The 21422-nt window shown below is 57.0% G+C and carries 19 protein-coding genes, 1 pseudogene and 1 riboswitch; of the genes and pseudogenes, 11 read left to right on the top strand and 9 right to left on the bottom strand.

What is annotated here, in order from left to right:
- Nucleotides 1-27: 27 nt before the first annotated feature.
- Both AABE20_RS09685 and AABE20_RS09680 read right to left on the bottom strand, forming a co-directional pair.
- Entirely contained in the window at nucleotides 28-468 is a 441-nt protein-coding gene (locus AABE20_RS09685) for a hypothetical protein (RefSeq protein WP_338332859.1), read from the bottom strand.
- 38 nt (nucleotides 469-506) lie between these two features.
- Nucleotides 507-718: riboswitch (cobalamin riboswitch) on the bottom strand.
- A 55-nt stretch (nucleotides 719-773) separates the two neighbouring features.
- On the bottom strand, nucleotides 774-1334 hold the full coding sequence (locus tag AABE20_RS09680; protein WP_338332858.1) for a histidine phosphatase family protein: 561 nt from the start codon (nucleotides 1332-1334) through the stop codon (nucleotides 774-776).
- A 124-nt stretch (nucleotides 1335-1458) separates the two neighbouring features.
- On the opposite strand from AABE20_RS09680, the gene AABE20_RS09675 reads away from it, so the two are divergent.
- The 3 genes from AABE20_RS09675 to bfr all read left to right on the top strand — a co-directional run bounded on the left by AABE20_RS09675 (nucleotide 1459) and on the right by bfr (nucleotide 5071).
- Nucleotides 1459-3420, top strand: a complete 1962-nt coding sequence (locus AABE20_RS09675) for an esterase/lipase family protein (RefSeq protein WP_338332857.1) — start codon at nucleotides 1459-1461, stop codon at nucleotides 3418-3420.
- A complete protein-coding gene (locus AABE20_RS09670; protein ID WP_338332856.1) occupies nucleotides 3417-4418 on the top strand; it encodes an Lnb N-terminal periplasmic domain-containing protein in 1002 nt (333 codons plus the stop codon). The genes AABE20_RS09675 and AABE20_RS09670 overlap by 4 nt, the downstream gene beginning before the upstream one ends.
- A 167-nt stretch (nucleotides 4419-4585) precedes the next feature.
- Complete coding sequence (gene bfr, locus AABE20_RS09665) at nucleotides 4586-5071, top strand: bacterioferritin (RefSeq protein WP_025826363.1); 486 nt, start codon at nucleotides 4586-4588, stop codon at nucleotides 5069-5071.
- A 55-nt stretch (nucleotides 5072-5126) separates the two neighbouring features.
- Here bfr and AABE20_RS09660 read toward each other — a convergent pair whose 3' ends face one another.
- On the bottom strand, nucleotides 5127-5528 hold the full coding sequence (locus AABE20_RS09660) for an ArsC family reductase (protein WP_408740861.1): 402 nt from the start codon (nucleotides 5526-5528) through the stop codon (nucleotides 5127-5129).
- Nucleotides 5502-5945: pseudogene (locus AABE20_RS09655) on the bottom strand (HIT family protein); the annotation flags it as partial. The pseudogene AABE20_RS09655 and the gene AABE20_RS09660, both read right to left, overlap by 27 nt.
- A gap of 137 nt (nucleotides 5946-6082) precedes the next feature.
- On the opposite strand from AABE20_RS09655, the gene AABE20_RS09650 reads away from it, so the two are divergent.
- From AABE20_RS09650 to AABE20_RS09635, 4 genes are read left to right on the top strand one after another with little or no spacing between them, the layout of a single operon-like run.
- Complete coding sequence (locus tag AABE20_RS09650) at nucleotides 6083-6355, top strand: YtcA family lipoprotein (RefSeq protein ID WP_338332855.1); 273 nt, start codon at nucleotides 6083-6085, stop codon at nucleotides 6353-6355.
- A 3-nt stretch (nucleotides 6356-6358) separates the two neighbouring features.
- Nucleotides 6359-7408 carry a multidrug transporter subunit MdtN gene (gene mdtN / locus AABE20_RS09645; protein ID WP_338332854.1) on the top strand — a complete coding sequence of 350 codons (1050 nt, stop codon included), beginning with the start codon at nucleotides 6359-6361 and terminating at the stop codon, nucleotides 7406-7408.
- Nucleotides 7389-9185 (top strand): FUSC family protein, encoded by a 1797-nt coding sequence (locus tag AABE20_RS09640; RefSeq protein WP_338332853.1) that lies wholly within the window; start codon nucleotides 7389-7391, stop codon nucleotides 9183-9185. The genes mdtN and AABE20_RS09640 overlap by 20 nt, the downstream gene beginning before the upstream one ends.
- A complete protein-coding gene (locus AABE20_RS09635; protein ID WP_338332852.1) occupies nucleotides 9182-10792 on the top strand; it encodes a TolC family protein in 1611 nt (536 codons plus the stop codon). The genes AABE20_RS09640 and AABE20_RS09635 overlap by 4 nt, the downstream gene beginning before the upstream one ends.
- On the opposite strand, the gene AABE20_RS09630 is transcribed toward AABE20_RS09635, so the two are convergent.
- From AABE20_RS09630 to AABE20_RS09620, 3 genes are read right to left on the bottom strand one after another with little or no spacing between them, the layout of a single operon-like run.
- The gene (locus tag AABE20_RS09630) at nucleotides 10765-11328 is read right to left on the bottom strand and encodes a DNA-3-methyladenine glycosylase I (RefSeq protein ID WP_338332851.1); all 564 of its coding nucleotides are present in this window, start codon (nucleotides 11326-11328) and stop codon (nucleotides 10765-10767) included. The two genes, AABE20_RS09635 and AABE20_RS09630, sit on opposite strands and share 28 nt — an antisense overlap.
- Nucleotides 11329-11335: 7 nt before the next feature.
- The gene (locus AABE20_RS09625) at nucleotides 11336-11761 is read right to left on the bottom strand and encodes an ArsR/SmtB family transcription factor (RefSeq protein WP_338332850.1); all 426 of its coding nucleotides are present in this window, start codon (nucleotides 11759-11761) and stop codon (nucleotides 11336-11338) included.
- Entirely contained in the window at nucleotides 11758-12417 is a 660-nt protein-coding gene (locus AABE20_RS09620; RefSeq protein WP_338332849.1) for a peroxiredoxin, read from the bottom strand. The genes AABE20_RS09625 and AABE20_RS09620 overlap by 4 nt, the downstream gene beginning before the upstream one ends.
- Nucleotides 12418-12523: 106 nt before the next feature.
- Between AABE20_RS09620 and AABE20_RS09615 the strand changes: the two genes are divergently transcribed.
- Together AABE20_RS09615 and AABE20_RS09610 are read left to right on the top strand one after the other, a co-directional pair.
- The gene (locus AABE20_RS09615) at nucleotides 12524-13450 is read left to right on the top strand and encodes an MBL fold metallo-hydrolase (protein WP_338332848.1); all 927 of its coding nucleotides are present in this window, start codon (nucleotides 12524-12526) and stop codon (nucleotides 13448-13450) included.
- Between the two features lie 39 nt (nucleotides 13451-13489).
- Nucleotides 13490-14275: a sulfite exporter TauE/SafE family protein gene (locus tag AABE20_RS09610; protein WP_338332847.1), complete on the top strand. Its 786-nt coding sequence runs from the start codon at nucleotides 13490-13492 to the stop codon at nucleotides 14273-14275.
- 37 nt (nucleotides 14276-14312) lie between these two features.
- On the opposite strand, the gene AABE20_RS09605 is transcribed toward AABE20_RS09610, so the two are convergent.
- Nucleotides 14313-16004, bottom strand: coding sequence for a SulP family inorganic anion transporter (locus AABE20_RS09605; RefSeq protein WP_338332846.1), 1692 nt, complete (start codon nucleotides 16002-16004; stop codon nucleotides 14313-14315).
- Between the two features lie 121 nt (nucleotides 16005-16125).
- On the opposite strand from AABE20_RS09605, the gene arsC reads away from it, so the two are divergent.
- Nucleotides 16126-16476 carry an arsenate reductase (glutaredoxin) gene (gene arsC / locus AABE20_RS09600; protein ID WP_338332845.1) on the top strand — a complete coding sequence of 117 codons (351 nt, stop codon included), beginning with the start codon at nucleotides 16126-16128 and terminating at the stop codon, nucleotides 16474-16476.
- A 99-nt stretch (nucleotides 16477-16575) separates the two neighbouring features.
- Here arsC and AABE20_RS09595 read toward each other — a convergent pair whose 3' ends face one another.
- Nucleotides 16576-19014 (bottom strand): membrane-bound PQQ-dependent dehydrogenase, glucose/quinate/shikimate family, encoded by a 2439-nt coding sequence (locus AABE20_RS09595; protein WP_338332844.1) that lies wholly within the window; start codon nucleotides 19012-19014, stop codon nucleotides 16576-16578.
- 509 nt (nucleotides 19015-19523) lie between these two features.
- Here AABE20_RS09595 and AABE20_RS09590 point away from each other — a divergent pair.
- Nucleotides 19524-21200, top strand: coding sequence for an alpha-keto acid decarboxylase family protein (locus AABE20_RS09590; protein ID WP_338332843.1), 1677 nt, complete (start codon nucleotides 19524-19526; stop codon nucleotides 21198-21200).
- The last annotated feature ends 222 nt before the right edge of the window (nucleotides 21201-21422 follow it).

Below are 21422 nucleotides of genomic sequence, written 5' to 3'. Positions count from 1 at the left end.
TAAAAAGGCCGCTATGGCTCCCCAGCCTTACCTGCCGCCATACAAATCCATGGCCATACGGCGTGCCCCCACAAGGTGCTGTACAGCCACATAAGCCATGACCATGGCATGCCCGGACACAGTCTTTTCCGCCCCGCTCCGCCCCGGCGCAAAACGGGCTTGCATGACCAGACTTTGCGTCTGCTCCAGCATTATACGGAACTGTGCCTCAAGCTGCTGCCCTCTTGCACGGTAAGAGGCGGGAAGGTCACGCACGAACAGCCCGAACATATGTGCCCCGGCCTGTTGCAAGGCGGCCTCTTCCGCCAGTGGTGTAGCATTCCCTAGCAGGGCCAGAACCTCGGCCCTGTCCGGCGCACTCCGCAGCACATGGTGCAACAGTGGATGCTGGCCGTCCGCCCCGTACGCTGATCGGGTGGAACATGGGGGAAAATACGGGTTAAAACCCGGCATAACATAACGTGACATCAGTCATCTCAGCCCCCGGTCGGCCCCGCCCGGTGACATGGCATGCAAAGACGAAGGCAGGTCTCCTGACTTGCAGATACGCCTTGCACCCTGCCTTCCCGGTTATGCACCAGTGGCTGCCCCTCAGTTGGGGCAACGGGTGTGGGCTTCTGCCTACAGTTGCGGGTACAGTCTCCGACTTGCTCCATAATGGCGCTGACGGTGTTCCCTTTTCATCCGTTCGCACGGAACCTTCGACCAATGGGGTCAGGCTATAACCCCATGCACCAACTGCCGCGAGCAAAAAAAAAGGAAGCGGCCGCTCCCTACACCGGAGCACCCAGCATACCCACGCGCCACCGGCCGGCGTGGCAGGTCAACAGGCTATAACTCAGGGGCGGCACATCCACCCGCGCGGCATGGGCCAGACCCACAGGACCACCCGGATACAACACGTGCAAAACCAGATTCCGCACAACAGCAGGGCGTGCCAGCACCACTGCAACGGGCGGAGTCTGGCTGAGGCTACCCAACCAGAGGGCTATCCTTTGGGAACTGCCAGCAAAACTTTCCCCCCCGGGTGGGGCAAATGTTGCATCGGATAAAAACGCAAGCTGTTCCGCTGGCCCCAGCACTTGCAAGCTTTGACCAGACCATAAACCATAATCTCTGTCCCGTAGGGCCGGTTGTGGTTGCAGCATATGCCCCTCAGCACCAGGTGCTGTAACATCTGGAGCATAATACACGGTAAGCTGGCTGATGGATGGCAGGTAAGCCGCCACTTTTTGCTGGTCATAGCCATTTGCAACCTGCTCGGCCCCATTCGGCAGTTCCCCTTTACGCACAGCCGGGGGCAACTCAGACGCACAGCAAAGCAGCTTCAACACACCAACCTTTCCTGCATTGGCCCTTGGTCCAGGGGCATCGCCATAACTGCGCAATTTGCCAGCATGGCGCAGACACCCTACACCATCAGACATTATTTGACCGCGATTTCAAACCGAGAATCGGATGCCCTCCCCTCCCCGCCTTTTATCCAGTGCTCTGTGTTCCCGTTTTTCATGGGTAGCGCTCTGTGTGGCTTTTTCTGGCTGTGCGGCCCCCATTACCGTGCAACGCCTGAGCCTGACGGACAGCTACAAGGAACGAAGCCAGAGCACGCTGAGCGGGCAGACCCTGAGCAACACCACCCGCATTGTGCTTGAGCGCCAGAACCTGTTGCCCAAATGGAAAAAAAATCCGGCACAGGCTTTGGCCATCCTGCGCGCCAGCACACAGGCGCAGTTTTATACACCCGATCTACAGGACCAGCTTTTTGCTCTGGCGGAACTGCACTACCTTATGGCCCGCCAGAACACGGACCGTACGGCTTTTATGGCTGCCGCGCTTTATGCCTACGCCTACCTGAACCCCGATGGGCCAGAACACGCAAAACCCAACCCGTATGATGTGCATTTTCGGCAAGCCTGCGACATATATATGTTTGGCCTGACCGAAGCGCTGGGCAACCCGGTTAATGTGACACCGCAACGCTGGACGCTGCCATTTGGAACACTCGACCTGTCCACCGACCCCGCGCAGACACAATGGTATGGCTACACCCTGACCGACTTCCGCCCCACCGCACGCCTGTCTGTGCGTGGGATCAAAAACATTTATCGCAAGGCGGGGCTGGGGGAACCTCTGGCCGCGGTTCCACGCCCACCGGCCAATAGCCAGATTTCCTTTTCCATTACCGACAAGCTGCGTATTCCCGTTAACCTTCTGCTGGACATTCCCACCCCCCGCCAGCAGATTTTTACAAACCAGATTTCTGGGCGCCTGACACTGGCAACCATTGACAGAACATCCAGCCTGCCCACAACAGACGGCGTTATTCCCCTCCAATATGACCAGACCGCCTCCCGCGCGATCAGCCTGAGCAATGCGGTGGACTGGTCTGTGGAATACAAGGGTTTTCTGGATGGCAATCTGTTTAACAAGCGTGCGCAGCTTATTGCCATAGAACCGCACCAGTATGGCCACAGGCCCGTCGTGCTTGTGCATGGCACGGCATCCAGCCCCGGACGTTGGGCGGATATGGTGAATGACCTGCTCGAAGACCCACAAATCCGGGAGCATTATGAATTCTGGTTTTTTTCCTATGCAACGGGCAACCCCATTCCCTACTCCGCCCTGCAACTGCGCGATGCCCTGAACCGCACCATTCATGATCTGGGCGGCACACAAGCCGACCCCGCACTGGGGCAGATTACCCTGATCGGGCACAGCCAGGGCGGGCTGTTGGCAAAAATGCTGGCCATTGATCCGCATGATGCCTTGTGGAAAGGGCTGACCCAGCGCTCCCTTTCCAGCCTCAATCTCTCGGCCAATGTACACCAGTTTTTGGAACGATCCCTTTTTCCCACCCCCATGCCTGAAGTCAAAAGTGTTGTGTTTATTTCCACTCCACAGCACGGCAGTTATCTGGCGGATTTTTCCATTGCCCATCTTATCGGGCGGATGGTCACCTTCCCCGCAGCCATTACAGAAGTGACCCAGCAAATCCTGCAGGGCAATACTGGTGCTCTTAAAGTGGATATGAGTCCCGGCCGCCTTGGCAGTGTTTATGGCATGTCCCCCCGCAGCGCATTCATACAGGCACTGGCCTCCGTGCCTGTTGCGCCAGATGTGCAAAGCCATTCCATTATTCCCGTCATAGGCAATGGCCCATTGAGTCATGCCGATGATGGCGTTGTGACCTATGCCAGCGCACATGACCCACAGGTGCAAAGTGAACTGGTTGTCCGCAACTCCGGGCATTCCACGCAGGCTAACCCCATTACCATTGCAGAAGTGCGCCGTATTCTGCTGCAACAACTGGCCACAACCCTGCCCGACATCCGCATGAAGGGCGATATGAACCACACCAACATCATGCGGATTGGTGGGGACTACGTCATTCCCGCGGCATGGGCAAAGCCACAACCATGACAAGGCCCCCGCGCACGCGCCGCCACACAAAACGCAGACTAACCGTTCCGACCTGCATGTTTGCAATTTATGCCTGTGCGGCCCTGTATTATTCCACGCTGGAGCCGGACCTGCTGCGCCTTGGAGCCACCGTGCTGTGTGGTGGGGTGTGCGCGGCAATCCTGTTCATACGTCAGCCAATGCGCCGCCTTGTAGCCCTAAGCGGTGTTGGCGTGTGTTTTGCCATCTGGTTCTACACCGACCGCCCCAGCAACAACCGTGAATGGGCCGGGGAATATGCCGTTCTGGCCGATGCCATACAGGATGGGCGCGTTGTGCATGTGCGCAATATCCGCGATTTTACGTATAAAACCGAAACCGACTACACCGCGCACTATTACAACGCAGACTTTAATCTGGACCACCTGGCCACCATAGACCTGATAACCTCCTACTGGGCGGGAGACAGCATTGCCCATGTGTTTTTATCCTTCGGGTTTGATGATGGCCGACACCTTGCCGTATCCATTGAAACACGACGCCAGAAAAAATTTGCCTATTCCACCCTTGCCGGATTTTTTCATCATTACGAACTCACTTACGTTACAGCCGATGAACGTGACCTGATTGGTGTGCGTACGGATATACGCAAAGAACGTGTGTATCTGTACCGCCTTGAACTCTCCGCCCAGACGCGTGAGGCCGTTTTTAGAAACTACCTGTCGGAAATACACATGCTGACCACCCAGCCCCGGTGGTACAATACGCTTATGGACAACTGCACAACGGAAATTCTGGCAAGGGCCAACGCCCGCACCCGCTACAGGCTGGACTGGCGGGTACTGCTAAGCGGGTACACAGCCTCCCTCGCCTACGATCTGGGGTTGCTGAACACACACTACGACTTTGCAACACTTCATAGACTCAGCCGGATAAAGCGGCCCGCAAACGCCATGCCAGATGCGAATTACTCTAATGAAATACGAGAATCCCTACCCCTCGCACTTGAGAATAAATAAAAACAAGGGTAAATACATGCATATCACTCGCAACCAGAAGTAAGCTTATTGCAAGTGATAATTATTTCTTCAAAAGCATTTGATTTTGCACATTTTTTTGTTTGCGAATGGACATATTTTATACTATGGTCCGCACCAGTTCCTCCTTTCATTGCGAGTAAACCACCATGGTCAAAGACCCCAAAGTTATTGAACATCTGAACATCCAGCTCACCAACGAGCTGACCGCCATCAACCAGTATTTTCTGCATGCCCGCACCCTGCGCCACTGGGGCGTAACCCTGCTGGGCAAAAAAGAATACGAAGAATCCATTGAGGAAATGCGTCACGCTGACTGGCTGATCGAACGCATTCTGTATCTGGGTGGCCTGCCCAACGTACAGCGCCTGAACACGATTCTGATCGGGCAGGACGTCAAGGAAATCCTTGAATGCGACATGAAGCTGGAAGAAAAGGCCATGAGCGACCTGCGCGAAGGCATTGCCTATTGCGAAAGCGTGCGTGACTTCGTATCCCGCGACCTGCTGCTGAAAATCCTGTCCAATGAAGAAGAACACGAAGACTTCATTGATCGCCAGTTCGACCTGATCAAGCAGATCGGGGTTGAACGCTACATCCAGCTCAACTCTGCTTCCGCTCCCGAGCAGGAATAAAAAATACCCTGCCGCCCTGCCTTTTCTGGTTGGGCGGCAGTCTGTTTTTGTGAACCTAGATTTTACCCAGCGCCGCCGCGTAAAGTTCTGGCTTAAAGCCCACCTGCAAACCCTGTGGCATTTCCAGCACCGGGCGTTTGATCAGGGTTGGATGGGCAACCATAAGTGCTATGGCCCGTTTTTCCGTCAGATCCGCTTTATCCGCATCTGGCAGCTTTCTGAACGTTGTGCCTGCCTTGTTCAGAAGTTTTTCCCACCCTACCTGTGCAACCCATGCAACAAGCTTGCCCTCGGTAATGCCTGCCAGCTTGTAATCATGGAAGATATACGCAACGTCATGCTCTTCCAGCCAGTTGCGGGCCTTGCGCACGGTATCGCAATTTTTAATGCCGTATAATGTCAATCCATCAGCCACGTTATTCTCCCCTACCGGGCAAATCCCCAGCGCTTTTCGCATTTTTTGCATAAACGCCGCATCGTCCTGCTCGTTAAATGCCCGCGCCTGAGCAATATCATACGCAACACATAACGGAAGCAACCGCTGGGCCTGCGGCTCCGTCGCATAACGCGGAACAATATGGGTATGGAGCGATGGGGCCTGATTGCACCATGTTTCGTAATTGATGCGCGCAGCGCCCGTAACTTCAAGGAGCGCATCCCCCACACGCACGACATCCTGCAGGTAATCCTGCCGTTGCTGGCCGTGCAGGTCATTCACGCTGGGCACGGCGGGGTCTGCCAACAATATGCAATATCCCGCCACCGGCTGCGTATCCGCCACCACCAGCCAGCCCGATGCCATGCGCCCGATCACCTTGGGGTAAGCTCCCCTGCGTGCCAGCGCCACACGTTGCTGAATGACATTCTGCGTCATTACTTGACCTCCCCCCCATCAAAACCAGTTAGTATAAAATTAACGACCATGCCTTATCCAAAAAATGGCACATAAATACCACTAATGACTGCATTTTCTTGACAGTAAAAGCATGTTCACGTCCTAATGAGATGACCATGCGCTATCAACCCTTCCAGCGCGCCATACCTGTTCTGCTTCTGCCTCTGGCAGGCTGCAAGGTTGCGGGCGCACCGTCCTTTCCACTGGCCGGAGCATACTTCCCCAGTTGGATGCTCTGCGGTCTGTTTGGCATTCTTGTGGCGGTCGGGCTGCGTGTGCTGTTCCTTGCCACAGACATTGACGCCCTGCTCAGGCTGCGGCTGTTCACCTATGTCTCTCTTGGCACCATAACAGGCCTGCTGTTCTGGCTTTTGGCATTCGGGCCGTAACGCATGAAAAAAGTCTCTCTTTCCACCCGCAACCCCATTGGCCTTGCCATAGCCGCCATCTGCATTGCTGCGGCCTCAGCCCTTGGTTATTACGTTCTGGGTCAGGACGAATCCTACCCATCGTCCGATACCGGAACGGTGGATGCCGAGGTGGTGCACATAGCCTCCACGGTTGGTGGGCGGTTGCAAACCCTGCATGTCCACGTCAACCAGTCGGTCAAAAAGGGCGATGTGCTCTACCAACTGGACCCCGAACCCTATAATCTGGCCGTGCAGCAGGCCACCGCCGGGCTGGCGCTCACGCAGGCAGGGGTTGAGCAGCAGCAGCGGCTGGTGGCGGTGGAAGCCGCCAATGCCGATATTGCCAAAAATCAGGCAATGCGCGCCAAAACCAACCATGAACTGGCCGAACGCACCGTGGAACGCCTGCGCCCGCTGGCCAGCAAATCCTATATTCCGTGGCAGCAATATGATCAGGCACAGGTTGCCCTACACGATTCCGGCATAACACTGGACCAGAGCCACCTGCAGGCCAGCGCCGCACAGGTGGCGGTAGGGGACCTCAACAGTTCCATGGCGGCACGGCAGGTGGCCGAGGCCACACTGGCGCAAGCCCGCTATGCCCTCCGCCAGACCACCGTTATTGCCCCAGCCGATGGATACGTGACCAGTCTGCGGGTCATTCCGGGAGAAGTCCTTATTCCATCGCAGGTTCTGTTTACGCTCATCGCCAATGACGGCTGGTTTGTAACCGCCAACATGCGCGAAGGCACGCTCCATGCCATTCATCCGGGTGACTGCGCCACGGTCTATTCCATGATCAACAGGAGCACCCCCATACGTGGCCATGTGGAAAGCATTGGCTGGGGCGTTTTTTCCGCTGATTCCGCAGGCCTGAGCCGCACCTTGCCGATTGTCCCGCGCGAGATGGACTGGGTGCATGTGGCCCAGCGTTTTCCGGTACGGATCAGGCTGGAACAGGCCAACCCGCAACTGCTGCGGCTTGGGGCCACAGCCACAGTGGAAATACGCCATGGCGCCGCCTGCGACTGACACAGGCGAGAGCACACTGGCGCGGATATGGTGGCTGATACGCGCCCCCCTGCCGGGCCGGGGCGGCCATAGCCTGCGCATGGCGGCGGCCTGTTCCATGGTCGTGCTGATCGGGGAGATATGGCAGATCCCCGATGTGGCGGTCCCTGCGCTGTGCACCATGGCTGTGTGGCAGAAGGACCGCACAACCAATATGATCGCAGGTGTTGCGATCAACATCCTGATCGTAGCGATTCTGGCGCTGCTGTTCGTGCTGATCCGTCTGACACTGGACCACCCGTTTGGTCAGGTGGTTGCCATTATGCTGCTGTCTTTTATCTTCTTTTTTCTAGGCTCGGCCAGCAAGCTCAAACCCGTTGCCTATCTTTTGGGGCTGATCGTTGTTTTTGCACTGGTCGTTGCGGATCAGGCACCGATTGGCGAAATTGCAACCCGCGCACTGCTTTACGCGGACCTGTTTATTCTGGTCCCCGGCGCGGTCATGATCATATGTGGCCCACTGATCTGCCCCTCCCCCGCAACGCTGATGATGCGCGAAATTGCAGCCCGCCTGCGCCTGTGCGCCACATTGCTGGAACAGCCCGATGGCTACCAACTGGACTACGCCCGCGCCACATTGCGTGCAGGGGCAAGCGGTATGCTCAAACTGCTTAAAATGGCCAAGCTGGAAAAAATCCTGCACAAGGACCAGCTCGCACACATGGAGCAATCAGCCTATTCCAGCGTTGCGGCCCTAGCTCTAGCGCACACGGCCTTCCGGGGTGGGGAGAAACAGCAAAACAGTCTGGAGTTTTCACAAACCCTGCGCGACATGGCGGAAATGTTCTCGCACAATGCATACCCGCAGGATATTCCCCTCCTGAACGCACCAGACAACGCCCCGGCTCTGGCCCAACTGGCCATTGTGCTACACGGTTTTACAGACCCCGCCGCACCCACACCGCAAAATACACCCCAGCCTGAGCAGAAATCCGGCTTTTTTACCCCCGATGCCTTTAGCAACCCCGAACACGTGCGTTTTGCGGTCAAGGGCACAGCGGCTGTTCTCATCAGCTATTTTATTTTCACCATTCTGAACTGGCCGGGCATCCATACCTGCATCATCACGTGCTTTATTGTTGCCCTGCCCACGGTGGGGGAAATGACAACAAAGCTCCGCCTGCGTATTAGTGGCGCGCTGGTGGGGGGGGCGATTGGCATTGCCTCAATTATTTTCGTTATGCCTCATCTTTATAATATTGCAGCTTTTCTCCTGCTTATTTTTGTTGTCTCGCTTTTTGCATCATGGGTCAAAAATGGAGATGAACGCATAGCCTATGCAGGCTTCCAGATCGGCCTTGCCTTTTTTCTGAGTGACCTCAAAGGTTATGGTCCCACAACAGACATGACCACCGCCCGCGATCGTATTATTGGTATTCTGCTTGGAAATTTTATAACCTATGCTGTATTCGCCACCTTCTGGCCATCCAGCGCCTATGCGCCAATCGCACAACGCTGCAGCACTTTGCTGGATATTTTGAAAAAACAGATCGCCACAACCAACGTGGCCGAGCACACCCGACTGGCCGCAACGGTGCAGGAAGACCTGTCCAGCACGGAGCGGGCATTGGAACTGGCAGAGGCCGAACCCCCACATATGCGCGCGCGCATGCCGCTCCTGCTCACCTATGCCACCATCACCCGACAGGCCGCCATTGTAGCCGAGGACGGGCTGCTACCATCCCGCCAAAAAGCCGTTCAGCAACACATACAGGACATGGAACAAGCCCTGACATGACACACCGCGCACAGACCCGGGTCCTGCTTGGCCTGCCCTGCCTTTTGCTGGGCCTGTCGGGTTGCGCCACACAGGCACTGGACAGCGCCCCCGCCCGGCCAGATATGCCGTGGCAGCCCAACGTAGCCGCCAATGGCGAACTCCTGCCCGGCAAGGCAGGCCGCCGTGGGCTTATGCTCCCCCCCGGCTACGTATTGCCCGCCAACCATGCCCTTACCCCCCGCCCTGCGGATAGCAGCATAAACCCGACACACACCTATTCGCTCCCCGAGTTGATAGATATTGCCCAGTCAAACAACCCAAGCACACGCAGAGCATGGGATGCAGCGCGGGATGCGGCACTTACGGTCGGTATTGCCCGCACAGCCTACGTGCCGCATCTGACAGCCTCCATTGTTGGCGGGTATGGCACCCGGCACAACAACAGCTCGGTGAATGTTGAAAACGGTGGGCTGGTAGGCGGTGTTATTAACAACACCGACACGCCCAGAACCCACAATAACGGGCAGGGCGAAGTCCAGACACTGAACATGGAATGGCTGCTCTTTGACTTTGGCAAACGCGAAGCCATGATAGACGCCGCATCCCAGTTGCAGTTAGCCAGCAATGTGCTGTTTACCGCTGCCCACCAAAAAGTCATTTACGGTGTAACACTGGCTTTTTACACACACGCAGCGGCCGTAGCGCGTGCAGGGCTGGTCGAACAGTCACTCCGCAATGCCCGGAGTGTTCAGGCCGCAGCCGAGGCGCGCCTGCGGCAGGGGCAGGGCACCATTGTGGATGTTGCCCAGACCCAGCAGATGACCGCACAGGCGGAACTGCGGCTGGTACAGGCCCAGAACGGCATTGAAAACACCTATCTGGAACTCATGACATCCATGGGTATTGCCCCCTCCACCCAACTGCATACGCAAGACGTGGCCGGCCGCGCCCTTAACATAAACGACATGCGCATGACGGATGACATGATCCGCACTGCCGTCTCTCAACGCCCGGATGTGCTGGCGGCCTATGCCGCGGCAAAAGCTGCGCGCAGCAACGTAACAGCAGCAAAAGCCGAGTTTTTGCCAAAGGTTTTTGTTACAGGTAACGTCGCCTATACCACGGGGCATCTGGCTCTCTCCTCCGTGCCGGGTGCGGGGTCGGATTCCTCGCCCACCCTCAACCTGTCCTCCAACAACTTCAGCAGTCTTGTTCTGGGGGGTATTTCGGTACCTATTTTTGACGGTGGCATGCGTGCCGCCGTGCTGAAGCAGGTACAGAACCGCGCAGACAGCACACAGGTCACGCTGGAACAGACACTTGACGACTCAGCCAAACAGATTGTTGCCGCACAAAACGGCCTGCATACGGGCCTGAGCGCATACCGCGCAGCCACCAAGCTGGAAGCTGCGGCCCAGACCAGTTTTGATGCCGCTTTTACAGCCTACCGCAGTGGTGTGGGGTCCATAACACCCGCAACACTGGCCCAGAGCGGCCTGCTGGATGCACAGCTTGCCCGATCGGATGCGTATTACGCCGCCCTTATTGCCGCAGCCAGCCTTGGCTTTGCAACGGGAGCAATCGGCAACATGCCTGATCAGGGCGTGGAAGAAGCGCCCCGGTAGCAAAAACACGCGGCCTCGTGCCCATTGAGCATACCAACGGCCTGCATCCATGCCTGTGCGGTTGTTGGCCCCACAAACCGGAACCCTTTGTGTTTGAGGGCTTTTGCAACAGTGGCGGACAAGGGAGAATGCGGCTCCAGCCCCGTGCCGCGCTCATGTGCAAGGGCCTGACGCACCATACCCCATGCAAATGCGGAAAAATCCTCCCCCGCATCCTCCATAGCAAGCCATGCGCGCGCATTGGCTATTGTGGCTGCAATTTTGGCGCGGGAGCGAATAATACCAGCATCCCCCAGTAACAGCTCTTCATCCTCATGCGTGAACACGGCAACTTTGCGCGGATCAAACCCACAAAAAACCCGCCTGAAATGCTCACGTTTTTGTAAAACCGTATTCCACGATAGCCCGGCCTGAAATGTTTCCAGCACCAGCGCCTCCCATAGGGCGCGGCTATCTGTTACGGGTTTTCCCCACTCGTGGTCATGGTATGCACGGAGCAGGGCATTGCTTTCCGCCCAGCCACAGCGTACCAGCACGCCCGTTTTAGGAGCGGGATGTATCGTTTGTGCGGATGAAGGCAAACTGTGCCCCGCCCTCCGCCTCCCGCTGGGCTGTGGTGCGGCTACCCGCTCCATACCGTTCGGACACAGCCCGCAAAGCGGGCAGGGCGGCACGTTCCCCACGGAGCAGGCCTATAAGGGCGCGCACACGCAGAGCTTCCTCCTCGCTGGCAAGGCTGTAATGGATTGTGCGGGATTCACGCCTTGGCACCACAATTTCCGCCCGCCGCAAGGCGCCAAGCTGCTGGCTCAGGGTGGGCTGGCCTATACCGGTGCAGGCTTCCAGTTCCCCCACAGCAAGAGAACCACGCTCAAGCAGAGCATCCAGAATCATGAGCCGTTGCGGCTGGGCAAACAGCTTCATGCATTCAACAAGCTGTCTGGCTTCCTCAACACTCAGCACACTCATGCCTCGGTATCCCGGCTCATATTCATAAACCAGTCCGGGCCTGCGGCCATAACATCCTCGTGCGTCTGGCCTGCGGGCAGCACCACATCCGCCCCCGGTATCCAGCCTTCGGGGGTCATGACATCCCCCCGCTCCACCCGTTGCAGGGCGGAGAGCACACGGAGCATTTCGGCCACGGAGCGGCCAACCGTTGCAGGGTACCAGGTAATCACACGCACAATGCCGTTGGGGTCAATAAAATACGCCGCACGCACGGTAGCACTATTGCGCGCATCCAGATCCAGCATACCGTAGGCACGGGCAATAGCCAGCGAGGGGTCCTCGATCACAGGGAAGGAGATTGTTACGCCAAAGCGTGAGCGTATGGCTTCCAGCCATGCCAGATGTGCAGGCAGACTATCCACCGATAAACCAACCAGCGCACAGTCCATGGCCTCGAACTGGGGAACAGCGCGCGCCATGGCAATAAATTCGCTGGTGCAGACAGGGGTAAAATCCGCCGGATGCGAAAACAGAATAACCCACCGCCCCCGCAGGCTGCTGAGTGTAAAGTCCCCCTGCGTGGTCCGGGCCGTAAAATCAGGCGCTTCGTCCCCGATCTTCAAAGAGGAGGCGAGAGGCACCAAAGGACAGGCATCTGCTATGCGATCGTTCATGGCAGTTTCCTTTACGCGAAATCCTGATCTTGACGCAAGATGGTTTCATATTTAGTGAAATCAAATATACAATGTTACAGTAAGTTATTAACAATCGGAGTCTCCCATGTCGGATACCGCCATCACAACAGCTACGGCCCAGATTCTGATGATGCTCCGCCATCCGCAGACCCGACCCGTAGTGCAGAGTTTTTTTGACCCCGCCACCTTTACCGCAAGCCATGTTGTGCATGACCCCGCCACAAAGCAGGCTGCCGTTATAGATAGCGTTCTGGATTATGACGCAGCATCGGGCCGCACCAACTTCACCTCCGCCCAGCAGATTGTGGACTACGTGCGGGCACAGGACCTGCATGTGGTCTGGCAGTTGGAAACACATGCCCATGCCGACCACCTTTCCGCCGCCCCATGGCTGCAAGAACAGGTTGGCGGCCAGTTGGGCATTGGGGCTGATATTGTGCGTGTGCAGGAAGTCTTTGGCAAAATATTCAATGCCGGGTCCGAATTTGCGCGCGATGGCTCCCAGTTCAACCACCTGTTCAGCGATGGCGAAGGCTTTAAGCTGGGCAATCTGGAATGTATGGCCCTGCATGTACCCGGCCACACCCCGGCGGATATGGCCTTTATTATCGGGGATGCCGCTTTTATTGGCGATACGCTGTTCATGCCCGATTACGGCACCGCGCGGGCCGACTTCCCCGGTGGGGACGCCCGCATGCTGTACCACTCCATCCGCCGCCTGCTGAGCCTACCCCCACAGACCCGCCTGTTCCTGTGCCATGACTACAAAGCACCGGGGCGCGACACGTTTGCATGGGAAACAACCGTAGGCGCCGAACGCGAACACAATATTCATGTGCATGATGGTGTAAACGAAGAGGACTTTGTGGCCATGCGTACCGCGCGGGACGCAACGCTGAGCCTGCCTAACCTGATCATGCCCTCCGTGCAGGTCAATATCCGTGGGGGCCATATGCCCGAACCGGAGGACAATGGCGTCAGCTATATCAAAATTCCAGTCAATCGCCTGTAAGCTGTTCAGCCCCCTGCCCAACCATACTGCGGAGAACCCATGTTAACGCCCCACATTTTGCATATCGCGCTGGAAATTGCCTCTGGCGCAACCGTGGGGTTTACCCTTGGGCTGGTTGGGGGCGGTGGGTCCATTCTGGCCGTGCCCCTTATGGTCTATCTGGTTGGGGTGCCTAACGCGCATGTGGCTATTGGCACCAGCGCGCTCTCTGTCTCCATCAACGCACTGGTGGGGCTGGCGCAACATGCGCGCAACAAAACCGTAAAATGGCGGTGCGCTGGTATTTTTGCCCTGTGCGGTGTGGGCGGGGCTTTTTTGGGGGCATCCCTCGGCAAGGCCGTGGATGGCAGGCACCTGCTGCTCCTGTTTGCCATTCTTATGATCGGGGTTGGGGTGCTTATGATCCGTGGCCGCCACAATACCGGCTGCCCCGGCGCAAGCTGTAACAGGGAAAACGCACCCAAGGTCATGGCCTGTGGGTTTGGCACGGGCGTGTTATCCGGCTTTTTTGGTATTGGTGGAGGATTTTTGATCGTGCCGGGGCTTATGGCCTCTACCAGCATGCCCATCCTTAACGCGGTTGGCACATCGCTTGTGGCTGTGGCGGCTTTTGGGTTTAGCACCACGTTCAGCTACATGCTCTCGGGCTATGTGGACTGGCAGCTTGCCGGGCTGTTTATTCTGGGAGGAGCCGTTGGCTGTAGCATTGGCACAAAGGCGTCACGCGCACTGGCAGGGTCCACGGGCAGACTAACCACCATATTTGCCAGCCTGATTTTTGTTGTTGCCGCCTATATGATCTGGCAGAGCATCCGCCAGTTTTAGGCTCTGACACCCAACTTCCACCAAAAAGCACAGGTCTTTACGGGCCAATCTCCAGCGCGCTGGTGGGTGGCTGCTGCTCCACCGTATGCTGCGCGCTGGCCATGGCCTGATGGAGCTGGGCATAAATATTCCCCTCCCCCAAAGCCTTAACAATATGGTGCCGCTCCATATCGGCCAGCGCATAGGACGCAACACGGCCAAAAATAACCCGCACGCCCTGCATGTGCAAACGGAACAGCACATCGCGCACAACACTGGCTGCGGAATAGTCAATATCCGTAATGGCGCTGCAATCAACCACCATGCACCGCACCGGCGTTGGAGCGCTGGACAGCAGGAGGTCAATATCCTCAGCAAAAAGCGAGCAGTTGGCGTAGAACAGGTCCGCACAAAACCGGTAAACCACAAGCCCCGGCTCTGTCTGCTCCCCTGCACGAACGGGTATGGCCTCAAGCTCATGCGTTATCGGGTCTGGTTTGAGCACCATGGTATGGGGCCGGTAGCTATGCCGCACATGCCGAAACAAAGAGAGGGCAATGGCAATAAAAATGCCCTGCTCCACCCCAATACTCACCACCGTGGCCATTGTAACCAGTGCAAGCCTGAATTCCCCCGGACTTTCCTTGCGGATATGGTTAAGGGCTGCTGTGTCAATCATGCCCACGGCAACACAGAACACGACCGAACCCAGAATGCAGCGGGGCAAATACTGGAGTGGCCCGGTAAAAAAGAGCAGCACACATAAGGTGACCCCAGCAAAGACAAGCTGCGCCTTCTGGCTTGTTCCCCCAGCCTGCACGGCCATGGCGGTCTGGGTCGGGCTGCCATTGACCGTAAATGTGCCACTCAACCCGGCCGCAGCGTTGGCCGCACACAGCCCCACAATGTCCGCATTGGCATCCACTGTTTCGTGCAGCCTATAGGCAAAAGCGTGGGATGTGGCTGCACTTTGCGCGATAATAACAAACACGCAGGAACCAGACACAGGCAGAAGTGCTAAAAACTGATGCCACGAGACCACGGGTACCGCAAAATGCGGCAAGCCCCCCTGCATTGGCCCCAGCACAGTAACCCCATACTGGGCCAGCCCCAAAACCCAGCTCAGCCCCAGCCCACCCAACACCACCACCAGCGCCACGGGCCGGCCCGGCAAAAACCGCGCGCCACACAGCAGCAACGCACATGCCATGCAGGAAATACCAACCGTAAGTAGGTGCATATGCGCACCTGCCCGCACAAGCCCCACAAACTGCGCCAGCGTATTATGCGATGCCGCATCCAGCCCCACCATGTCATACAGCATGCTCATGCTGACCTGCACACCCACACCGGCCAAAAAACCAACCAGCACAGTGCGTGACAAAAAATCAGCCAGAAAACCGAGCCTGCACAGGCGGGCCGCCAGCAAAAACCCTGCATTCAGCAAGGCAACGGCGCTAACCAGATGAATGTAGGCAGCACTGCCCACCGGCTCCATTTCCGATAGGGCGCTGGAAAAAATAGCAGCAGTTGCAGAATCCGCCGCCACAACCAGATGGCGGGAGGACCCAAACAGCGCAAAGGCCACCAATGGAAACAGCACCGTATACAGCCCTGTTACTGTGGGCATGCCCGCAATACGTGCATACCCCAGAACCTGCGGAATGTTCATGGATGCCAAAGACAGCCCGGCCCACACGTTTTTGCTTATGGAGAACGGTTTTTGCCACCAGCCGGTTAATGTGCGCACGCGGCCCCTGCTCCCTTCTTCCCTACCCCATGGTTTGTCGCGGCCTGATCCGGGGCATGCAGGCCCTTGCCAGCCTTGCAGAACATGCAACAATCGCGCCTTTGTCAAAGAGGCGTGTAACATGACTGTAACAGTTTACCACAATCCGTCCTGCGGTACGTCCCGCTCCGTGCTGGAACTGCTGCGCAATGCGGGCATAGAACCCGAGGTGGTGCTTTACCTTAAAACACCACCCAGCCGTAAACAGCTTGAAGACATTCTGCACCACGACAAACTGGGTGCGCGCGATCTTTTGCGCACAAAGGAAAAACTGTGCGCAGAACTCGGTCTGGACAAACCCGATGTAACAGATAGCCAGATACTGGACGCCATTGCCCAGCACCCCATTCTGCTCAACCGCCCTGTTGTGGTCACACCCAAAGGGGCGCAGGCCTGCCGCCCGGCCAGGCTGGTGCTCGACCTGCTGCCCTGAAAACCGCCTATGGGCACAACAGCCATATGGCACAAAAAAAGGCCTGCCCGGCTTATAACAAACCGGGCAGGCCCCATACGTTCCGCCTGACACCCAAAGTTAGTGCGCGGTCGCCCCTTCTGGCAGGGCATAGGCAATAATATAGTCCCCAACATCAGGCGAATGGCTGGCACCACCTGCGGAAATGACCACATATTCCCGCCCGGTTTTGGGCGAGCGGTAAATCAGGGGAGCCGCAACAGCCCCCACTGGCAGGCGTTGCTTCCACACTTCCTGCCCGGTCCGCGAGTTGAGTGCGCGCAGATAGTAATCCTGCGTTCCGGCAAAAAAGACCAGCCCCGATGCGGTCGAGGTGGGGCCACCCAGTGTTGGCATGCCAATTGGCACAGGCAGGTGGGTTTTAACCCCAAGTGGTCCAAGGTCTTCCACTGTGCCCATGGGAACCTGCCAAACAATTTTTTTGGTGTGCAGGTCAATGGCCGTCATGGTGCCAAAGGGCGGCGTGCTGCATGGCACGGCCAGTGGCGATTGCAGAATATCAATTTTAACCCCGCCATAAGGCCCGGCCAACTGCGGGCGGATGGTTCCCATAAAGCCCGGGACCTCGTCCGTTGAGACCTTGAATTTTTTAGCGTCCTCCCGCGTGACCAAAGACATCCGCAGCGGCATGCGCATGTCATTAACAAACATGAGACCACTGTTTTCATCTACCGAAATACCGCCCCAGTTCATCCCGCCCAGCAGGCTGGGCCATTCGATGTACGGCTTTTCACCCGGTGGGGTAAACGGCCCTGTGTAGACCGAACTTTTGAACATGATCCGGCAGTAAAGCTGGTCAAACGTACTGACCCCCCACATAGCCCCTTCGCTCAGCGGGTCCGCACCGATCGTGGGCATGCCAACGGAAAAAGGCTGGGTGGGAGAGAGATGTTCGTCCTGCGCTGCAGGCGTTGTGGCAACCGGCTTTTCCACAACCTCGGTCACAGGCTTGCCTGTGCGCCGATCGAGCACAAAAATATGGCCGGTCTTGGTGGTCTGGATCAGGGAGGGAATTTTTTCGCCCTGCGCATTGGTCACATCATACATAACGGGCTGGGATGGCAGGTCATAATCCCACACATCATGATGGATAAGCTGCGAGACCCAACGGGTTTTGCCCGTGGCGGCATCCACCGCCACAACGGCTGCCCCAAAACGGTTGTTAACCGCGCTACGGTCCCCACCCCAGTAATCCGGCGGGCCATTCCCCGTTGGCAGATACACAAGGTTGAGTTCCTTGTCGTATGTGGGCACCGTCCACACATTGGGGGTGGACAGCGTGTAGGTCTGCTCTGGTGCCGGAGCTTGTGTGTTATCCGGGTTTCCAACATCCCACGCCCAGGCAAGGGAGCCATCGCGCACATCAAACGCGCGCACAACGCCTGAGGGTTCACCGGGCATAATGTCACGCACCCATCCACCAACCACAACCAGATGCCCCATAACCACGGGCGCTGCGGTGGGGTGGTAGCGTTTGCTATTTTCGGTCGGACCCATCTGCTTTTTAAGGTCCACAAACCCTGCATTGCCAAAGCCTGTGCATACAGCGCCACTATGGGCATCCAGTGCGAACAGGCGTGCATCAATGGAGGAAACCAGAATACGCTGGTGGCAGTCTGGCGCGGTGTAAGCGGCTTTTTGCTCCGGTGTCAGGCTTGTATCCGCATCCATGTCGTAATACCCAACACCACGGCAGCTTACGTGCTCGGCCGTAACGGCATTGGGATTGAACTTCCAGATTTTTTGCCCCGTATCGGCATCAATGGCCGTAATCAGGTTTTCTGGTGTGCAGGAGTACAGCACGTTTCCGATCTGCTGTGGCGTGTTTTCATCCGTGCCAAAGCCGCTCCCGCTTACGCGGCGACCGGTGCGGTAAACCCATGCAACCTTGAGCTGGCCCACATTGGCAGGCGTGATCTGGCTATAGGGCGCAAAGCGCGTACCCCCCGCACTCCGGCCATAAAACTCCCAGTTTTCTGGCGCATCGGGCTGACCTGCCTGCGCCACCTTGGCCACATCACTCAAGGCATCGGGGTTGGCAATGCTCCCATGCGGAAAAAAAGCGGAGACCAGTGTGCCCACCAGAGCCACCAGAACACCCAGCCCACCCAGAGCGCTCCAGCGGCGGGCCGGGCTTCCTATGTTGGGGAATAGTGCAGCCAGCCACAGACCCAGAGTGAGCAAAATGGCAGGCACAACCAGGCGTGGCAGCAGCTCCCAGTAGCCGATATGCGGTGCATCATACAAAGCCCACAGGCATGTTGCCACAAACACCGCGACTGATGCAGGCAAAGCACTGCTTTTGCGGCGGAAAAACAGCACCGCCAACGCCACATAGGCAAGCCCGGCAAGCAGGTAGTACGCCGATCCCCCTAAAGCCAGCAACTGCCCGCCACCATAGGCAAGCACAAGCCCCACCCCCGCACTCAGCAGTGCAAAGAGAACCCGGTACACATCGGCCGCAGTGATCCGATGTTCTGTCCTGAATGGTTCATCCATTCTTTTTCTCCCAATTCCCAAAGTTCCCAAAGACCGCGTGCCAGCAGACCTGAAGAATACCGCCCAGACCAGCCCACACCCTGCCATTCCTCAGAAAGATGGTGGTCTGTGATCCATTACCTTGGATGATGTCAATAATAATTCAGCGTTTTTCAAATCACGACTGGATACACACAAGAAAATGACCTCGTTTTTTCATGCGCAATACACGGTACAGTCCCGACCTGTATCACGTTGCGGTGAAACACCCCGAACACCCTTACGCCCCACCATGGGACGCCCCCTCACGACCTGCCCTGACCTTGCCCATGCGTGTTTTGCAAACCGTTGAATTATCAGACTTCCTTGCGGTTTCTCACGTTAAAACACCTCCACAATCCCCCTCAAGGCATACTGGAAACATATGGGTTATAACAACTTCATATATTGGACATCCCCCCGGCATCGCGCGTTTAACTGGGACAACGCCCCTGCTCGCAGGACCATTTTTTAAGGAACACACAGTTACCATGACCTATACCGTTGGAATGTATCTGGCCGACCGTCTGGCACAGATTGGCCTGAAACATCATTTTGCCGTCGCTGGGGATTATAATCTGGTTCTTCTGGACCAGCTCCTGCTCAACAAGGACATGCAGCAGATCTACTGCTGTAACGAACTGAACTGCGGCTTTAGTGCTGAAGGCTATGCCCGCGCCCACGGTGCTGCCGCCGCTGTTGTGACCTTTAGCGTTGGCGCCATTTCCGCCATGAACGCCATTGGCGGTGCCTATGCGGAAAACCTGCCCGTTATCCTTATTTCCGGCTCCCCCAACAGCAATGACTACGGCAGCGGCCATGTGCTGCACCACACACTGGGCAACACGGATTACGGCTACCAGATTGAGATGGTACGCCACGTAACCTGTGCGGCCGAAAGCATTACGGATGCCGCATCCGCCCCCGCCAAGATCGACCACGTTATCCGCACCGCCCTGCGTGAGCGCAAACCGGCGTATCTGGAAATTGCGTGCAACGTGTCCTCTGCTGAATGCGCACGCCCCGGTCCGGTTTCCTCCCTGCTGGCAGAACTAACGCCTGACACCACCAGCCTGAACGCTGCGGTGAACGCCGCCGTAGCCCTGCTGGAAAAATCCGAACGGGCCGTTATGCTGGTTGGCACCAAAGCCCGCTCCGCCCATGCGCTGAGCGAAACCGAAGCACTGGCCGACCGCATTGGCTGTGCCGTAACCATTATGGCCGCAGCCAAAGGCCTGTTCCCTGAAGACCATGCAAACTTCCGTGGCCTTTACTGGGGCGAGGTCTCAGCCCCCGGCGCGCAGGACCTTGTGGAAAAAGCCGATGCCGTGCTGTGCATTGCGCCCGTGTTCAATGACTATTCCACCGTTGGCTGGACCGCATGGCCCAAGGGCGAGAACGTGCTGGTGGCAGACCCCAACCGCGTAACAGTTGGCGGGCAGACGTTTGAGGGCTTCACACTGCGTGAATTCCTGACCGCTCTGGCCAAAAAAGCCCCCTCCCGCCCTGCCAGCGCGCGTGATTCCAAATACACGCCCACCAAAATTGCCCCCGCAGCCCCCGATGCACGCCTGACAAATGACGAAATGACCCGTCAGATCAACGGCATGCTCACATCCAAAACCACCCTTGTGGCGGAAACGGGCGATTCCTGGTTCAACGCCATGCGCATGCACCTGCCCCGCCACGCCCGCGTGGAAACAGAAATGCAGTGGGGCCATATTGGCTGGTCCGTTCCTTCATCCTTTGGCAATGCCATGGGTTCGCAGGAACGCGAACATATTGTCATGGTGGGTGATGGCTCCTTCCAACTGACTGCGCAAGAAGTGGCCCAGATGGTACGGTACGAACTGCCCGTTATCATCTTCCTTGTGAACAACCGGGGTTATGTGATCGAAATTGCCATCCATGATGGTCCATACAACTACATCAAGAACTGGGATTATGCCGGTCTGATGAACGTGTTTAACGCAGGCGAAGGCCACGGCCTTGGCCTGACGGTCAAAACCGGGGCGGAACTGGCAGACGCCATTAAAAAGGCACAGGCCAACCACCGTGGCCCGACCATTATTGAATGCCAGATCGAACGCACGGACTGCACGGACATGCTGGTGCAGTGGGGCAAACGTGTCGCCTCCGCCAATGCCCGCAAGCCGCATGTTTCATAACAGACAGCTTATATTCTCCATTTGAAAAAACGCCCCGGATTCAAATCCGGGGCGTTTTTTATTACCCATGCACAATCAATCACCAATATGTGCTTCAAATCACGTTATCTTATAATAAGTTTTTTCAAAAACTATGTTACGCAAAATCCAGTTTCTCAGCACCTTACAAGGATGACTGGCCGCGGCATCTTCCGCACCATGCAACTGGAAAGAATAAAAAGA

Source organism: Acetobacter zythi (assembly GCF_963921165.1).
Taxonomy (GTDB): Bacteria; Pseudomonadota; Alphaproteobacteria; order Acetobacterales; family Acetobacteraceae; genus Acetobacter.
The sequence above is the reverse complement of the archived record's forward strand: the minus strand, read 5'-3'. Positions and strand labels throughout refer to the sequence as shown.

Coding starts and splice junctions, on each gene's coding strand:
- AABE20_RS09685 (WP_338332859.1), bottom strand. CDS start 468: ATGTCACGTTATGTTATGCCGGGTTTTAACCCGTATTTTCCCCCATGT.
- AABE20_RS09675 (WP_338332857.1), top strand. CDS start 1,459: ATGCCCTCCCCTCCCCGCCTTTTATCCAGTGCTCTGTGTTCCCGTTTT.
- AABE20_RS09670 (WP_338332856.1), top strand. CDS start 3,417: ATGACAAGGCCCCCGCGCACGCGCCGCCACACAAAACGCAGACTAACC.
- bfr (WP_025826363.1), top strand. CDS start 4,586: ATGGTCAAAGACCCCAAAGTTATTGAACATCTGAACATCCAGCTCACC.
- AABE20_RS09660 (WP_408740861.1), bottom strand. CDS start 5,528: ATGCGAAAAGCGCTGGGGATTTGCCCGGTAGGGGAGAATAACGTGGCT.
- AABE20_RS09650 (WP_338332855.1), top strand. CDS start 6,083: ATGCGCTATCAACCCTTCCAGCGCGCCATACCTGTTCTGCTTCTGCCT.
- mdtN (WP_338332854.1), top strand. CDS start 6,359: ATGAAAAAAGTCTCTCTTTCCACCCGCAACCCCATTGGCCTTGCCATA.
- AABE20_RS09640 (WP_338332853.1), top strand. CDS start 7,389: ATGGCGCCGCCTGCGACTGACACAGGCGAGAGCACACTGGCGCGGATA.
- AABE20_RS09635 (WP_338332852.1), top strand. CDS start 9,182: ATGACACACCGCGCACAGACCCGGGTCCTGCTTGGCCTGCCCTGCCTT.
- AABE20_RS09625 (WP_338332850.1), bottom strand. CDS start 11,761: ATGAGTGTGCTGAGTGTTGAGGAAGCCAGACAGCTTGTTGAATGCATG.
- AABE20_RS09620 (WP_338332849.1), bottom strand. CDS start 12,417: ATGAACGATCGCATAGCAGATGCCTGTCCTTTGGTGCCTCTCGCCTCC.
- AABE20_RS09615 (WP_338332848.1), top strand. CDS start 12,524: ATGTCGGATACCGCCATCACAACAGCTACGGCCCAGATTCTGATGATG.
- AABE20_RS09610 (WP_338332847.1), top strand. CDS start 13,490: ATGTTAACGCCCCACATTTTGCATATCGCGCTGGAAATTGCCTCTGGC.
- arsC (WP_338332845.1), top strand. CDS start 16,126: ATGACTGTAACAGTTTACCACAATCCGTCCTGCGGTACGTCCCGCTCC.
- AABE20_RS09595 (WP_338332844.1), bottom strand. CDS start 19,014: ATGGATGAACCATTCAGGACAGAACATCGGATCACTGCGGCCGATGTG.
- AABE20_RS09590 (WP_338332843.1), top strand. CDS start 19,524: ATGACCTATACCGTTGGAATGTATCTGGCCGACCGTCTGGCACAGATT.